Source organism: Paenibacillus sp. LT-B23, assembly GCF_059417685.1.
This window is the reverse complement of record NZ_JBSQBM010000007.1, coordinates 225,746-242,794: the sequence shown is the minus strand read 5'-3', so window position 1 is coordinate 242,794 and position 17,049 is coordinate 225,746. Positions and strand designations below refer to the sequence as shown.

Annotated in this window: 9 protein-coding genes; 4 read left to right on the top strand and 5 right to left on the bottom strand. The window is 47.4% G+C overall.

Annotation, left to right across the window (positions count from 1 at the left end; genetic code table 11):
* Positions 1-295 precede the first annotated feature (295 nt).
* Together ACWXW9_RS11420 and ACWXW9_RS11415 are read left to right on the top strand one after the other, a co-directional pair.
* Entirely contained in the window at positions 296-1,660 is a 1,365-nt protein-coding gene (locus tag ACWXW9_RS11420) for a DUF6055 domain-containing protein (protein ID WP_494929485.1), read from the top strand.
* Positions 1,661-2,136: 476 nt separating this feature from the next.
* Positions 2,137-2,724, top strand: a complete 588-nt coding sequence (locus tag ACWXW9_RS11415) for a hypothetical protein (RefSeq protein WP_494929484.1) — start codon at positions 2,137-2,139, stop codon at positions 2,722-2,724.
* A 17-nt stretch (positions 2,725-2,741) separates the two neighbouring features.
* Here the strand turns inward: ACWXW9_RS11415 and lpdD are convergent, their stop codons facing one another.
* The 5 genes from lpdD to ACWXW9_RS11390 form a co-directional block, all read right to left on the bottom strand.
* Positions 2,742-3,092, bottom strand: a complete 351-nt coding sequence (gene lpdD / locus ACWXW9_RS11410; protein ID WP_494929483.1) for a prenylated flavin chaperone LpdD — start codon at positions 3,090-3,092, stop codon at positions 2,742-2,744.
* A gap of 179 nt (positions 3,093-3,271) precedes the next feature.
* A complete protein-coding gene (locus tag ACWXW9_RS11405; RefSeq protein WP_494929482.1) occupies positions 3,272-8,776 on the bottom strand; it encodes a S8 family serine peptidase in 5,505 nt (1,834 codons plus the stop codon).
* A gap of 600 nt (positions 8,777-9,376) precedes the next feature.
* Entirely contained in the window at positions 9,377-10,987 is a 1,611-nt protein-coding gene (locus ACWXW9_RS11400; RefSeq protein WP_494929481.1) for a S8 family serine peptidase, read from the bottom strand.
* 595 nt (positions 10,988-11,582) lie between these two features.
* Positions 11,583-13,367 (bottom strand): SulP family inorganic anion transporter, encoded by a 1,785-nt coding sequence (locus ACWXW9_RS11395; protein WP_494929480.1) that lies wholly within the window; start codon positions 13,365-13,367, stop codon positions 11,583-11,585.
* A 30-nt stretch (positions 13,368-13,397) separates the two neighbouring features.
* Positions 13,398-13,727, bottom strand: coding sequence for an ArsR/SmtB family transcription factor (locus ACWXW9_RS11390; protein WP_014282840.1), 330 nt, complete (start codon positions 13,725-13,727; stop codon positions 13,398-13,400).
* A 575-nt stretch (positions 13,728-14,302) separates the two neighbouring features.
* Between ACWXW9_RS11390 and ACWXW9_RS11385 the strand changes: the two genes are divergently transcribed.
* Entirely contained in the window at positions 14,303-15,760 is a 1,458-nt protein-coding gene (locus ACWXW9_RS11385; RefSeq protein WP_494929479.1) for an RtcB family protein, read from the top strand.
* 1 nt (position 15,761) lies between these two features.
* Positions 15,762-17,042 carry an AAA family ATPase gene (locus tag ACWXW9_RS11380; protein ID WP_494929478.1) on the top strand — a complete coding sequence of 427 codons (1,281 nt, stop codon included), beginning with the start codon at positions 15,762-15,764 and terminating at the stop codon, positions 17,040-17,042.
* Positions 17,043-17,049 lie beyond the last annotated feature (7 nt).

Here is a 17,049-nt window from a genome sequence, read left to right as displayed (position 1 = left end):
AGAACATAGACAAGAGCCACTGTCCTTATAATTATAACATCAGGTCTATATGAGTATACACAACGATAATAGTAATCTTCTTTTTTCTATATCTGTCCATTCGCCAACTCGAATCCAGCAGCAAAAAAATCAAAACCTCTTATCCTTAAATTTGATTTCGCAGGCCATTCTTCTGTTCAAAACATTATTGGAAAATAATATAAAATATTAAAATATTTTCATTTCAGTATCAAGAAATTTGCGTTATTATATAAAAGAAATAAATATACTACAATAATGTAAAGGAGTGTTAATTATGAAAAAGCTAGTATGCTGTTTGTTAATGGTTTTATTATTATTGAATGTAACAAGCTATGGGGCAGTAGCTGATTTACTAGGTACTGCCAAAACGGCAAAAGCTGAAGGTGTTGAAAGCGTTATCACTACAGAAAGTACGAAGAATACAGACGAATACAAGGCAAGAGATGCTTTTTATTCTTTATCTGATTCTTCTGTAAATCGTGCTACCTCCGAGCATTTTCAAATTATTTGGGGAAACAAAGATACAACTGGAACAGTAAATAGGGAATTTGTTCAAGGCAACTTGGCCAACCTCGAAAGTATCCGTTCATTTTACATGGATAAATTTGGATTGGGGGATATCGGAACTTCTCCAAATCCAAATTTAACTGGAAAATATAAAACGAACATTTACATTGCGAGCACTGGACTGAAAAAGATTGACGAAGATTGGGCTTATATGTCAGTAGACAACGATGCATTTGCTTACATGGTCATGATGCCGGCTGCGATGCGTGTAGACCCACCAAGCTGGGTAGTTCCTCATGAATTAGGCCATGTATTTACCTATCATAATGGAGGAGAGGTCCCTTATGAGTGGTATGAAGCGGTAGCTAACTTCTTGCGTAATGAATATTTGGGTAGCGATTACTACAGTTATGGTGGAACGGTATATGGTCCAGACTCTGACTTTTTTGCCCCCTTTATACTGAATTCAGAATCACATTTTCCACATGTAAAGAATTGGTACGATGCATGGCCTATTCTCCTGTATATTAATGAAAATCCAGATCACATCAACGGACTTGGCCATCGAGCAATGTTGGATTTATTGTCTTACGGCGGAAAAGATACGACCTACTTTGAATCTATGGAAAAGGTAACTGGAGTTTCTACTAAAGAATTACTGGGTGGAATGGCAAGAAGATTGGTAACTATGGACTTCAAGAGTCAACAATATTATTTGAAACATTTAGATGAACTTTTGAGAACTAACGGCAATTATGAAAAGATATATACAACACTGAAAAGTGGTAAAGGCGGCTGGATGACCGTCCCTGAAAACAAGGCTCCACAACAGACAGGCTACAACATTGTTCCTTTAGATGTTGATTTCAGCAAAGCTTCCGTTACCGTTGATTTCCAAGGAACAAGCACAGCAAAAGGCGCTGATTGGAGAGCTAGCATTGTTACCGTAACGCATTCGGGGGATACCCGATATTCTACAATGTGGAACAAAGGGAAAAATTCATTGAATTTGCAAGGAGATGAAAAATCTGTTTATTTGGTTGTATCCGCAACTCCAGATGAAATTAAACATTTTAATATTGAAGAGGATGGTGAAACTTATCCTTATAAAGTAAAAGTAACAATAAAGTGATTGTGGATAATAATCATATTGTGGTTGAATGAAAAGCTTATCCAGGGTAAATATCAGAGTTTACGAAAAAAAGTGAATACATGCCTGAACAATGGCACTGGTATCAAAATACCAGTGCCATTGTTGTTAGTATGCTCTGAAAATAATCTTTTGGAATTGAATACACAGCAGCTTCACTAATGTTATCCATCGGGATACATCCAAAGGTAGTTTCTGAGATATGGGGTCATACAAGTGTAACTATAACATTAGATACTTATTCACATTTATTAAACAAGAAAGCAATAGAGACATCACTAGAAATTGAAGAAACATTCTATGATCAGAAATTTGACCAATAAATTTTAAAAATAGTTAATTATTAGTAACAAAATATGGATACATAATCACTTTTCGTGGTGATCGGGCATACAGTATTTTACCTATTACTGATAAAATGCGCTCCATGAGAGCATCCTGACAAGGAGGTCGGAGCTATGGTATATCGTGCAACATCCCGCAGAAGGGGTTCGCCTCACAAACGCTTAAACGCTGACACACTCAGGAAAATATCCGCCGCCATGCTGCCATTTTACAAAGCTATTGCAACCCGCCGTGCTTTTGCCGTTCAATGGTCACGAGCTGTTGTGCATGGCAATTTGGATCGGATGAAGGCCCTTCTCTGCTCGGTAGCGCCATTTGCTGCCAAGCAAGGACTGGGCACGAATGGCATCGGCTATTTTATCTCCTTCTTGGCCCAGCCACCAATGCTGTATTATACGAACGGAACGACGATTCCACCCGGTACGGTGCAGTTTACATTTGAACCGAGAGTTCACCGCGCCATCGCCAGAGCCGTTTTTCCGCTGTATCTCGAATTGGCACGCAATCGATGCTTTGCTTCTGCTTTAGCCAAAGCCATCAACCAGAAAGACCAGCGTGCGGTTACTCTGATGATCCGCAGCTTGATTCCATCCACTGCACTGAAATCCGTACAAATCGAGGATCATGGCTTTGCGTTGCTTTTTAAGTATCCTTACAGTAAATATCCATACCGAAATCTGCTCATTCAGGAGTTTTCTTAAAAAGGTCGCTACAGTCGTTACAGGCGTTTTTGCTTAAGTTGATCGATCAGCTCTTTACCCAATTGTATAGCCATGTTCGTCAACAATCGGATCTCGTCCTTCGTTACATGGTCCATATGCGCCCCGCAGCAAATTGCAAAGTTACCCGCAAACTCTTTTCGCAAACGAACGGCAATTTCTTCGGTAATATAAAATTCCTTGTGGGCTTGCAATTGAACGGTTTGAATCGGCTCCAGTCTGGCGCCTGCTGTAATCGTTCCCAGATGGGGCTGATCGCCGCCGGAAATAAGTACAACTATGTCCTCCCCCATAAAATAGGCATCCAGCACAAGGCGGATACGCCCACTTTCTTTTTCCAAATGAATCATATGATTCTCTCCTGTCTAAAAAATAGTATTGTGAATAGATTCACTTTATATGTTTCTATTTATTCTATCGCTTCCAGACCTGTTCCACAATTCAAAAAGACCCACAGCAGACCCCCGTAAATGGTGGCTTGCTGTGGGTCTTCTGTTGTTATTTTAAAAGAAACATTCCATGCACCTTATTAACGGATCGTGATGGTATGCGCAGCTTTACCGCTTGCGCCATTATTATCCGTCACCGTCAACTCTACGGTATACGTTCCGGCTGTGGTAAATTTATGCTTTACCTTGGAGCCTGACGCTGTATCGCCATCGCCAAAGTTCCAGCTATAGCTGACGATTTCGCCGTCTACATCACGTGAGGCTTTTCCGTTAAACTGAACGTTCTTGTTCTTCTTGGCTGAATCATTCGCCTGAATGATCGCAACTGGTTTCTCGTTAGAGGTCGGTGGATCCGGATCAGGGTCCTGTCCTCCACCCTTCGTTACATACAATCTTCCGGGTGCTTCCGTCTCCACTTCATTTCCTGCTGCATCCCTTACCCGGATCACAATGACTCCGCCTTCCAGGCTCAGAGAAGAGGAAGTGAAGTAAGTTCCTTCATAATGACCTGACGAAGTTTCGTTTAACGGAATTTCGTTTCGGGCCAAGGTGGTCAGATTGAAAGGCAATTCCACACGGAAGGATGCCTCCAATCCGGACGCACTGTCGAAGGATACCTGCACCGGTTGCCCTGGAGTGATACGCACATCCTCAGCAGGACTGATATTTTCCAGCTTCGGCAAAGCTGTATCGACATACACTGAACGGGTAACCGTCGTTACGTTCTCGGCAAGATCCTTGGCCGTTACCGTAATTTGATTTTCTCCTTCATTGATAAGCAGACGCTTGTTAAAGCTGCCGTCACTTCCAAATTCGGCTGGCTCACCGTTAATCGTCAAGTCGGTGAGGAACTCGTCGTAAACTGTACCGGTTACACTGACGACACCCGCATTTGTACGAGCTCCTTCATCTGGCGAAGTCAAGATCAGACCCGGTTTAGTCTGGTCAAGTATGACGACCACAGGCTCGGAACGATCTGTTACTTTGCCGTATACCGCCGCCTGAACACTCAGTGGATTGGCACCCGGCTGAAGATCGACCGCCAGACTGAACTGGCGATCCTTCACCTTGGTTGTGCCAGCCAGTTCATTACCGTTAAAGAGCTGGATGTCCGCCCCGTCTGCCGGGGAAGTACCTGTAACGGTAATTGTCTCTTCCTTCGTATACGTTGCCTTGGTCGGTGTTGTAATCGTTGGCGCATTAACCGGATATCTGACGATCGCCCGGATCATGTAATTGCCCTCATCCTCCGGTGATTGGCTCCATGCGCCACTTACACCTTGCCAGCTACGAAGCGCATTGGGTCCACTCTCGTCTGTAGCAAGACCCGGAGCTTGCGTGCCTGCGCTTGGCTGCGTATAGACGATATAGAAGTCGCCTTGAACCGTTACGGGTTCAGGGAATTGTACGGTCGTCCACTGTGTTTCATCCCGAACGGCTGTGCCGTCAAATGGACCAGCCAGCAGACGTCCCGGTGCGCCTGCCGCACCAGAGGCATCATAGACGGAGTATTTGAAAGCCGTTCCTCCCGGATTCGGGAAGGCTGAATTCCAGAACAGAAGCGACGCTCCTGTCACTTGAGCCACCTCTGATTCAGGTGTCATTCTGACTGCCCAGGAGTTGCCTGCGGCGTTAAAGGCTCTGGCATTTTCCCCGGTACCGTCATCGTAAGCAATGCCCCCCTGGAAGCCGATAAATGGCTTCAATGTGACATTCGCTTCCACACTGCCGTTCGGAGGTGCTGTGACCGTGACACTGTCGCTGTAATAATTTTCTGCTGCAATGGATAATGTATAGGTCCCTTCCAGCACATCCAGCGTAAATTCTCCAGCCTCATTGGTTTCAACCGGAGCAATGCGTGCATCCTCTAGCACAAGCACTTTCGCTTTTCGGATCGGTTCACCGGATTGCTTATCGGTAATGACTCCGTGAATCGTACCATGAGGTACCGCTTGGAGACTAAAGTTCGCTCTGATTACTTTATTATTCTCAATCGTGACCTGCTTCGTTTGAGGCTCATAGCCATAGGCTTCAGCCTTCAGCGTATAATCACCAGCTACGTGAATGAAGCTGTATTTACCCGTAGTCGGGTCTGTTTTCACCGAACGTCCGGTTTCCAGTACGGTAACTGTGGCGCTGGCTGGAAGACTTTCGAGACCGACACGTCCACTGTCCACCGCTGTTTCCGCCGGCTTCACTTTTTCCTGAAATTCGCTCTTTTCAGTACTTGTAATCTTGTACAGCGGGAATTGTTCTTCCGCTTTTTCCAGTTTGATATTCGACTCAGGCACTACATCCTTGGTCACTGTCGAAGCTGGAATGCCCAGCACACGGAAATCGTCAATGTACCAACCGTTTTTGTTCACACTGTTATCCGATTTCAAGCGGAAGCGAATTTGAATCTCATTGCCGGTATAGCTATCCAGATTGTAGTAAACTGGAGTCCATTTTTTCCCATTGGTGTTATGAGAGAATTTGCCCAGCTCGGTCCAGGTGTCGCCATTATTTTTGGACACTTCCACATAACCGTAATCATAGCCGGACTCAATTTCAAACCAGTGGTTAAAGGTAAGTGTCGCGTTCCGCACACCATTCAAATTAATTTTTGGAGAAACCAGCGAAAAGTCAGCTCCGCTCTCATAGTTACTATCGAGATCGGTTGCCCATACATTTGGTCTGGATACTGCACTTTCTGGTCCCACTTCTTTGGGGATGCCACGTTCCCATTCATCCTTGGTACCAGAATGAGTCCAGCCATTATCCGAGTTGCCGTCAAATGAATCGCTATACAGCGTATCCGGCACTTCTACTCTCAGTGAAACCTCATTCGACTTGGCTCCCTCGTTACCACTGTAATCCTCGGCCGCCACTGCATAATGATAGGTCGAGTCGCCGACCGTAATCGTATCGGTGAAGGTCAGTCCAGAGGTTGTACCCAACGAAGTGTAATTTTTGCCCGATTGGGTGGAGCGATACACTTTGTACTGCTTTACGTCTTCATCGGATGAAGCATTCCAGGCCAGCGAGACGTTGCCGACTGTATCCGCTTCGGCAGTCAGATTGCTTGGCGCGGCAGGTGCAACGGTATCCGGTTCCTGAATCGACAGATCGTCGATATACCAGCCATCTTTTACAATCGTATTATCACTTGTAAAGTTGAACAGAAGGTATACCTTCTGACCTGCAAATGCTCGCAGATCGAGATATTGTGTTTTCCAGCCGTTGCTGGTGCCTGTAAATGATAATACCTGCTCAAATGCATTCTGATTGTTGGTGGTGGCTACATATACTTTGCCGAAATCAGAATTGTTTTCGATATCGTACCAATGCTTGAAGCTGAGCAATGCCCCTTTGGGACTGTTGGTCAGATCAATCGGAGGAGCCAGAAAATAGCTATTAGAGTTGGACTCATATTTACCTTCGAGATTGGTCGCGAGGACCTTCGTTCCCGAATGTGCACTTCCTGGGCCACTTACCGGGGTTCCCCATTTCCAGACACTACCCTGTCCACCGACATTGATACCGGCAATATCCTTTTCAAAATCCTGTGTATAGCCAGGTTTGACGCCTTTGGAGACATTAACCTTGTACACTTCGGTTTCAAAACCATTATTGCCATAATCATTCACGCGAATATAGTATTCCAGACCGGCACTATCCACCAAGAAAGTCGGGATGGACGCTTGATATGTACCATCTTTGCTGTCGCCGGAGGTCCGTTCCAACGGAATATATACATAGTTTGACGTACCCGCTGTTCTGGCAAATGCCTCAACCGCTGTCACGCCGACATTATCCGTTACATGAGCAGTCAGAGGTATATCAATGCCCTCGAATGCCGCAGCAGACGGTGTATGCTCCAGAACAGGCGCTTCGAGATCATCTCCACCTGTTACAACTTTACCGGATACGGAGCCCAAGCCCTGGACGACAGAGCCGACTGCATCCAATGCATTAATGACACCATGTCCGTAGCCATTGTTCGGAGAGGTCGGATATGTGCTATCCGTGCGTGGTGTAGCTGTATTTTCCAGAATTTCTTCCAGTTGATCCACGGTAAGCGAATGATTCGCTTGCAGCAACAGAGCCGCAAGTCCCGCTACATGAGGGCCCGCCATGGAAGTTCCGTTATATCCGCCTTTATAAGCACCGCCAGCAACGGATGATCGAATATTTACACCCGGTGCAGAAACTTCGGGCTTCACTTCGCCATATGGCGACGGTCCCAGCAGGGAGAAGCTGGCCAGTTTGTCATTGAGATCGGTTGCTCCAGTGGCAAAGGATTCCGGGTAGTTAGCTGGATTCGCTACCGATCCAGGACCGCCCGGATTCGAAAGAGATGTATTACCTGCGGAGAACTCAGGGAATATCTGTGCATCCCGCCATGCTTGAACCACAGGTCGGAACCATTCATCGAGGCCAGGTCCGCCGCCCCACGAATTGTTCACCACGTCCGGTGCAAGCTCGGGATGAAGATTGCCTTGAGCATCCCTTGGCGCAAGCAGCCATTGGCCACCGTCGAGTATAATTGCATCCGTCGTTTCCGGATTAAAAATCCGAACGGCAATCCACTTCGCGCCAGGCGCAACGCCGACCCGGTTCGTACCATTTTCCTCGGAGCCGACCATCGTTCCCATCGTATGCGTACCGTGGGAATCCGCTTCCTGATCGACCGGCAACGTCGCATGACTATGCGGATCGTACCAGCTCAGCTCGGGATTCACGACATTGCCTGCCGCGTCCAGACCGCGCCATTTGCGATGCAGGGCCGGATGAGTATAGTCTACGCCTGTATCGAGATTGGCCACGACGATTCCGGTTCCGTCGATTCCTTGTTCCCATACTTGGGGTGCATTAATATGTGATATATTCCATTCCACGGTAGATGGGTCTACAGCGTTCTTACCTGCATTGCCGGGCTTCGCCGATGTTTTACTATCGTCCTTTTCCAGCTCTACAGCTTTCTCTGCGGTTGCAGATTTTGCCGTGTCTGCTGTCGCTGTTTCAGCAGTTTTGGCGGCTGTCCCCTCTGCCTGCTTGTCAACCGTCACCTTTTGCAGATAACGTGTTTCATTCGGCAAAATTTTGTCTACCTCAGGCAGCTGCGAAATATGGTCTAGCACCTCCTTGGTACTTGTGACCGCCAGGGCATTGACAATAAAGTAGCTTTTATATTCCTTCACTCCACCGCTCTCCGATTGCTTATCCAAATAATTTTCAAGCCCATATTGGGTTCTTGAAGCGGTTTCACGCAGAGAGCTGATCACATTGCTGCGGACAGCCATTTTGGCGGCAGAGGGTGTTATTTTCTCAAGCGAGGCCTTTTGGAGAGCATTTTTGGAAACCTTGTTTGTGTCTACCTGTTCTTTTAATTTGACCAGATAAGTTACATAGTTGTTCTCCTCAAACTGTTTGGTCAGTTTAGGGGATACCTTCGCGGTCGTTACCTTGTGCGAGCCTGATTTTAGCTCCAGCTTGGAGCCATCCGGGGTGTTATTCGCCAAAGCGGGTTGGACAAAAGAAAAGGCCATAAGCAAAGATAGTCCGATAGATAGTGGTTTCTTGAATCGTTTAGGTTTAATCAATTACTTCTCCACTCCTTTTACTAGGTTTAATATTTCTGGTATAACCTGTCCGAGAGTAAGACCTCATGCCTTGCACATCAAACCTACGGGCTGCACAACATGATATGGTTGGCAACCACCTCCTTCATAGAATATAGAGGTCAGCCTTTTGCATCATTCGATCCCCAACGCTCGAAAGTAGAATATATAAACGATTTGGATTTTCTTAGGTGAGTTTATTTCATAGGTGAATGTATTTCATAGATGAGTTTGTGAATCAAAGATAGCGTGCGATGAAATTCAGCAGATACCAAGGAGAACAAGCAGGAGAATGTCGAAGAGAGAACATGTTATAACACGACATGTTATATCGTTACATTTTATATTAAAAATTGATATAAAAACATATATTATGGATAGTATAAAGTTATCAAAACAGATATACAAGTCATTTTTTTGCAATTTCCTTGAAATTTATAATTTTTGTATTTTCTATGTACGAAAACCCCTTTATAGCGGCTGCGTAAATGTTGCATTACCCGGTTAGCAGGTGTATGCAAATCTCTGGACGAGCCGCTTCAAGGGATTTCCGAAGTCTTTCTAAAACACGATCAGACCATTCTAGTTAAGTACCGAATTGACTGCAGCCAACGCGTCGATCAGGCCATATCCATAGCCGTTATTCGGTGAAGTTTTATATTGGCTGTCTGTCAGCGGCGTCGCTGTTTTCGAAATAACATCCTCCAGTTGATCCACTGTCAAGGATGGCTTGGCCTGGAGCAGCAATGCCGCTAATCCGGCCGTATGCGGGCCTGCCATGGATGTACCGTTCCAGCCACCCTCATAAACTCCGCCAGGAACAGAGGAACGGATGTTTACGCCAGGGGCCGATATCTCAGGCTTCACTTCTCCATATGGCGAAGGACCACGCAGCGAGAAGCTCGCCAGCTTGTTGTTAACATCAGTCGCTCCTGTGGCATAGGCTTCCGGCAGGTTCGCCGGATTAGCTACAGACCCAGGTCCGCCAGGATTTGATAGTGTCGTGTTGCCTGCGGAGAACTCAGGGAAAATCTGAGCCGCTCTCCACGCCTTGGTGACTGGACGATACCATTCATCCAGTCCAGGTCCGCCGCCCCAAGAGTTATTCACCACATCCGGCGCAAGCTCAGGATGCTTCTTACCATTTTTGTCTACTGGAGCCAGCAACCACTGGCCTCCGTCCAGCAGGATGGAGTCTGTCGTTGACGGGTTGAATACCCGTACGGCAATCCATTTGGCACCGGGAGCAACCCCGATTTCATTCGTACCGTTACTGTCCGAGCCAACACTCGTCCCCATCGTATGTGTACCATGTCCATTTGAATCTGTTGGCAGTGATGCTCCGTTAACCGCATCATACCAGCTCAGCTCTGGATTCACGACTTGACCGGAAGCATTCAAGCCGCGCCATTTTCTTTTCAGCGCCGGGTGAGTGTACTCTACGCCTGTATCGAGATTGGCAACGACAACCCCTTTGCCGTCAATGCCTTTGGCCCAAACCTGTGGTGCTTTAATTTTGGAAATATTCCATTCGGCTCGGCTCGGCGTTACAGCATCCTTATATACGGATTCCTCCACCGATTTTTGTGCATTCTCTTCCGTTACAGCCGTGTCTACAGCAGCTTGTTCGGCTGTCGCTTCCTCGACTGCTGGCTGGGCATCCTTATCTATTTCAACCTTTTGCAGCTCGCGCGTTTCATCCGGTAAAATTTTGTCTACCTCAGGAAGTGTGGCCAGATTGTCCAGTACCTCCTTGGTACTCGTTACCGCAAGCGCGTTCACGATAAAGTAGCTCTTGTACTTTTTAACGCCTCCGTTATTGACTTCCTTCTTTAAGTATTCTTCCACAGGCTGTTGAGATTTTTTAGCAGTATCAATGAGAGAGTTCACAACCGTTGTACGTACAGAAAGCTTAGCGGCAGCCGGAGAAATCTGGTCTGCGGAAGCCTTTTGGAAAGCATGCTTGGCAACCGACTCTGTATCTACCTGATCTTTTAATTTAACCAGATAGGTGACGTACTCACTGTCACTGAATTGCTGGTTCAGCTTGGCTGAAACCTTGGCGGAAATGGTCGAAGCTCCTGCCGCGGTGGTTGTGCTCGCATCTCCGTACACCGGAGAAATCAGAGAAAAAGCAAGAATAGCAGTAAAACTAGCCGATAACGTCTTTTTGATATTTTTCGACTTAATCAATACTTTCCATCTCCCTTTACTTGGTTTTGTAGTTCTCAAGAACAACCTGCCGACAGCCGCGTGAAAAGCTCACAAAATAGCCTTTGGCCCTCACCTCCTTCAAAAAATATAGATTCTAGCATGGAATCCATAGGTCATGATTCTGTGGTGAACAACCAAGAGGGCAGGACCGAAAGAAACAGTAATCCTTTGGGCAAAGGTGACCGCTGATGCTCGTACAGCACCATTCTGCCTACTTCGTTCCCATGTAAATTTTTAAAATTCAGCTTATATCGCTTTGGAAAAAGTAAGAGAAAAACGTGAAAGAAAAAGTAGGGTAGGAAGCTAGAAGTTATCGAGGGGTTTAATATCTGTGCATTAAAAACCAAATTAAAACAAAAGAATGATACAATTGGTATCTTTTGAATCTAGTATAATGTCATAAAAACAGATATACAAGCATTTTTTTGAATTTTTTCCCTTTTTCTTAGAAAAGCAAAAAACCTCTTCCGTTTTTACGAGCAGGTGCTAATCTTGAGGGCGCACTGCTAATCGTAAAAATAAAAGAGATTTTTCAGCATTCGTTCTGCACTCCAATAGAAGAGTTCAGAGAGGGCTATCTGCCGCTGTTTACAGGTATGGGAACCGGAACAGCTCCATCCGAAATGGATGGTTTTGATAGTGCTTGCGATCTGCCGCATAGAGCAGCACATTCCCGAAAAGCCATTTGGCTGCACCCGCGACATGTATCCCGATCCACCAGTGTTATGGCTGCGGTGAGGGCTTCTCCTGTATGCTCGAAAAAATGATCATGTCCGATCATGTCGTAACATCCGGTTTTGTGAAGTAATGCCAGAGGCTGCGGCTGAAGGCCGGAAACAAGCACCGTTCCACCGGATTTCCGATATTTCTGAATCAATGTGGTAAAGTTAGATTCTCCTGTCATATCCATAAAGGGAACCTTACCCATACGCAGCAGCAAAATCCCTTGCTGGCGGTTAGCCTGACCTCCCATCCCCGAATTTTCCAATGCCGAAGCGGCACCAAAAAATAGAGGACCTTCCACACTATAAATCGCCACCTGCGGGCAATCATGCTGCTCTGTAACCATATGCGCGCCGACTTTTTCATGCTTGACAGAAGGATCGGGTAACACCTTATCCACTGAAAGTGTACTGCTCATACGCTTGACGAACAGCACAACGGCCAGAATCAGACCTACTTCAACAGCCGTAGTCAGCGTCGTAAATACCGTCAGCAAAAAGGTGACAACCAGTACGATAGAGTCAGCTGTCCGCGTCTTGACGATGTGTGCAAAATGTTTGCGCTCGCTCATATTCCAGGCGACCACCATCAACACCGGGGCCATGCTCGCCAGCGGAATATTGGATGCATACGGAGCAAAAACCACCAGAATAAGCAGCACAACCAAGCCGTGTACAATACCCGACATGGGAGACACGGCACCACTGCGGATATTTGTGGCTGTACGCGCAATCGCCCCCGTCGCAGGAATGCCGCCAAATAGCGGTGTGAGCAAGTTGGCAATACCCTGTCCAACCAGCTCACGATTGCTGTTATGCCGGGCTCCCGTCATGCCGTCCGCAACCACCGCCGAAAGCAGTGATTCGATAGCTCCCAGCATTGCGATAACAAGTGCAGGCGGCAGCAGCTTCACAATTAGGTCCCAGGTCACGCCTGGAACATGCAGCTCAGGCAGAGATGCCGGAATTGCGCCGTATGCGGAGCCGATCGTTGCCACCTGACCCGGAAAAAGCCAGACTGCCACCAGCGTGGATAAGAGCAGGCCCACGAGTGAACCGGGTACCTTGGGCCATTTTTTAGGCACCAGAATGAGGGCGGCAAGACAGATACACGCCGTCAGAATACTGTACACATTCAGTGAAGGCAGGCGATGGATCAGCTCTGCCATAGAAGGCAGAAACGTTTCATGCCGCTCTACTCCGCGCAAGCCGAGAAAGTTAGCAATCTGACCGCTGAAAATCGTCACGGCAATGCCCGCCGTAAAGCCAATCGTTACCGGCTTGGGGATAAACTTAATTAACGCTCCCAGCCTCAGCACTCCCATTAAAATGAGCATAATCCCTGCCATGAAACCGGCTATGAGCAAGTTTTCATAACCGTATTGCATGACAATAGCCAGCAAAATCGGGATAAAAGCGCCCGTAGGTCCGCCAATCTGAAATTTGGACCCTCCTAACAGTGAAACCAAAACTCCTGCCACAATGGTCGTGTACAGCCCGTATTCCGGCTTTACTCCCGATGCAATGGCAAACGCCATACCGAGCGGAATGGCCACAATTGCCACGATACTTCCGGAAATCAGGTCCTTTCGCAAAGCTCCTGCGTTATATCCCTCGAACCTTCCCATCCACTTCATCCCCTGTAACCCTTCTTTTCTGTAGTAGCATTACTTCTCGTTCCGTATACCCTCCAGCAACGAGATCGCTTCGACCAGATGATTGTCAAAAATTTGCCGCGCCACCGCAAGCAGTTCCGTCAAGAGCGGGTCCCGCAACGAGTAAACGACCGTCGTGCCTTCCTTGATGCTGCTCACCAAATTTTTGGCGCGCAACACAGCCAATTGCTGCGATACAGCAGAGCCTTCGGAACCGAGCGCAGTCTGTAGCTCATTTACGTTCCGCTCCCCTTCACTCAACACCTCCAGAATGCGGATGCGCAGAGGATGAGCCAATGCTTTGAAAAAGTCGGCCTTAAACTTCTGGAGATCTCCTTCCATGCTTGCTCCGTCCCCCTCACAAAAATTGTCCTGTAAACCATCAACAATCTCTGAATATTTGAATATTTAGACAGTAACAGGTTTGGGCCATTGGAACTATGATATAGCTCACACTTCACTATGATTAAAGTCACATCTTTCCATACTTCCTCTTTTCGGGGTTGACAGCTTCCACAGGTTTCCATTAACATTGCAATTAACTTTAAGAAAAGGGGGCCGACAGACATGACTGAGCTTTACATGATGGTGACAGACAGGCAGCATGACAAAACCACATATTTGAATTCTCGTCTCATCGGCCCCGTTCGGGCGACATGATGGGTGACATCGCGCTGTCTGACGGCGTGATTAACCAGGCTTTTTTGTATCTAAATGCTATTGGAAGAACAGGTTATTTTACGTATTAATGATGTATAGATCATGACGTGTAATGACACTTTCGGTGCAGGAAGCCGTAGACGACAAGTCTGCGGCTTTTTTTTATTTTCTTTTTAAAGTTTAATTTGTATGTAATTTTAGATTTCAGGATTTTTGCAAAATCCTCATTTACATGAAGAAGGGAACTATCCAACCATATGAATATACAACACACAACAGACTCGTTCTTAGAAAAGGGACCTTACAGCCATCTTATGAAGCTTCCGGCTGGCGATTTGACCGTATATGCTTCTCAGCAGCTTTTCTCCTCGCTGGATTACAAAGTGTTCGAGATGGCTAATAACAATTTACAAATTCCCGGTATCCGCTATATGGGCTATACTCCGGATGTGCATGTAGGCGTCGGAACCTGCATCGGCACGACAGCGGTATGGGGAATGGAGGACGGCTATGTATCTCCCTCCATCGTTGGCAGCGATATCGGCTGCGGCATGCGCGTACACCTGACGAATTTGTACAAGGACGACTTGAAGGAAACCAAGCTGCGCCGCAAGCTGGTCAAGACCATTGATAAATATTTGCCGATGGAAGCCCACCAGCGGGGACATTATTCAGATATCCGACTGGAGCATATTGTACGCAAGGGCCTGCATGGGTTACCCAATAAATATATTCCAGACAGCTACACGCCTAAAAAATCAACCTCACTCACCCATGTAGAGCACAGTAAATTCTCATTTGATGAAGAGGTACTCAATCTTGTCGAAGATCGCACGTGGCACCGGGCTCACCGACAGCTTGGCACGCTGGGTGGAGGCAATCATTTCGTTGAAATTCAGGCGATTGAGATTGCCGAGCACAACCGTGAAATCGCCGAAGCCTGGGGGATGTTCGACGGTCAGGTTGCCGTTATGGTCCACTCCGGATCACGTGCCTGGGGTGGAGCGGTCAGCCAAACCAGCTCGTCTGCCATTGCCAAAGCAATGGGTCGCCTTGGGCTTGGAACTTCTGATCCAAGGTTGGTATTTGCCCCCCTGGAACATCCCGAAGCTGCACATTACATCAATATGATGTACTCGGCGCTGAACTATGCGGTGGTGAACCGACATTTGATCGCATATTCCGTGCGTGAAGCCTTCCGTGATGTCTTTGGTACAAAGTGCGAGTTGCGCACCTTGTACGATCTGATGCACAATTATGGTTGGGAGGAATCCCACCCGGATCACGGTAACGTGTTTGTGCATCGTAAAGGGGCTACCCGCGCTCTTCCAGCCGGACATCCCGACAATCCGAAACCTTACCGGGAAACAGGACATCCGGCCTTGATTCCCGGCTCTATGGGTACGTCCTCCTATATTATGGTCGGTCTGCCGGGCGGGCAGGGTAACTTCCACTCCATTTGCCATGGAGCAGGCCGTATCCGTTCACGCTCTGCGACCAAACGGCTCGTAAGTGTGGACGATTTTGCCGGAGCACTTGGTGTAGGGACAGACGACGAGATTGTGGTCAATCAGTCATCACTGGAAAGCATTCTCGACGAATCTCCACAAGCCTACAAAAATGTAGATGATATTATTGAAAGTGTCACCGGGGCAGGACTCGCAGCAGTTGTAGCCAAATGTAAGCCGCTGGCCGCCCTGAAAGGAGCCAAATAATTTGAGTATAGATACACCGGCTATTTATAAATTTGATGAACGTACGGATGGGCGCATTACTGGCTATGCCGCTTATGCCCGTCTGATCGACGGCATCAGTGAAGCTCTATATAACCGCTATGGCGTAAAATATGAGCTGTATGCCAGCGACGATCCCAATATTGAGTATTGGGATTTGCTGGAGGAGGATATTCGTTCAGGCAGCCTGGATCTGGAGCATGTGGCACGGGTCTTTGATCGCCTGGAGGAACGCACCATCCAATATGACGATGACGGGCCGACTCCAGAGTACGGCGTGCACCTGTCGATGCGTAATAATGTATTCGCCTATCCCAAGTGGGGCATCGCGCTGGCGCGGGTTCCCTTTTTCCGTGAAAATGGCGTATATAATGAAGATTACGTATTTGCGACAGGCGATCAGGAACTGCAAGGCTTCCTCGCGGGGGTACGCGGACGTGAACGCAAGCAGAACATGAAGCGGGTCACCGTCTTTACGGACACAAGCCGCGGATTATCCCGGCAGGCGGAGCCGATTACCCGTGCCATTACGCGGGATGACGTTATTTTGAAAGCGGAAATCAAGCGGGATATTTTCCGTTCACTCGATCAGTTTTTTGAAGCAGATCGTACCTTCTATCAGACTTATAATATTCCATACAAACGCGGTATTCTGCTGTACGGTCATCCGGGCAACGGCAAAACGACACTTGTAAAATCAATTGCGAGCAGCGTACCGGGTCCGGCTGCCTACTGGCAAATTACGGAGTATACAACCAGTGAATCGGTCAAAGAGGTGTTCGAGGCGGCTACCCGCCTGGCTCCGATGGTACTGGTCATTGAAGATATTGATTCCATGCCGCAGGAGGTTCGTTCCTTTTTCCTGAATACGCTTGATGGTGCTACTTCCAAGGAGGGCATCTTCCTGATCGGAACGACCAATTATCCTGAAAAAATTGACCCGGGTCTGATGAACCGGGCAGGTCGTTTCGATCGCGCCTATGAAATCAGTCTGCCTGACGAAGCGCTGCGACTGGCGTATCTCAAGCTGCGCAACTTCCTTGTTTTTGCAGGGGAAACAGGTACACAGAAGGCGGCATCCATGACTGACGGGTTTTCGCTGGCACAGCTCGGAGAACTGTATGTCAGCACTGCTCTGGAGTGGCATGAGCAGGGAAAAGCCGATTTTGAACTGATTATCAAAGGTATGCGAGGCGAGCTCGATAAGAGCCGTAAGCAGGACTGGTTAAAAAATGTGGCCGAAGGACGAGTCGGGTTCTTCTGAGTTATCC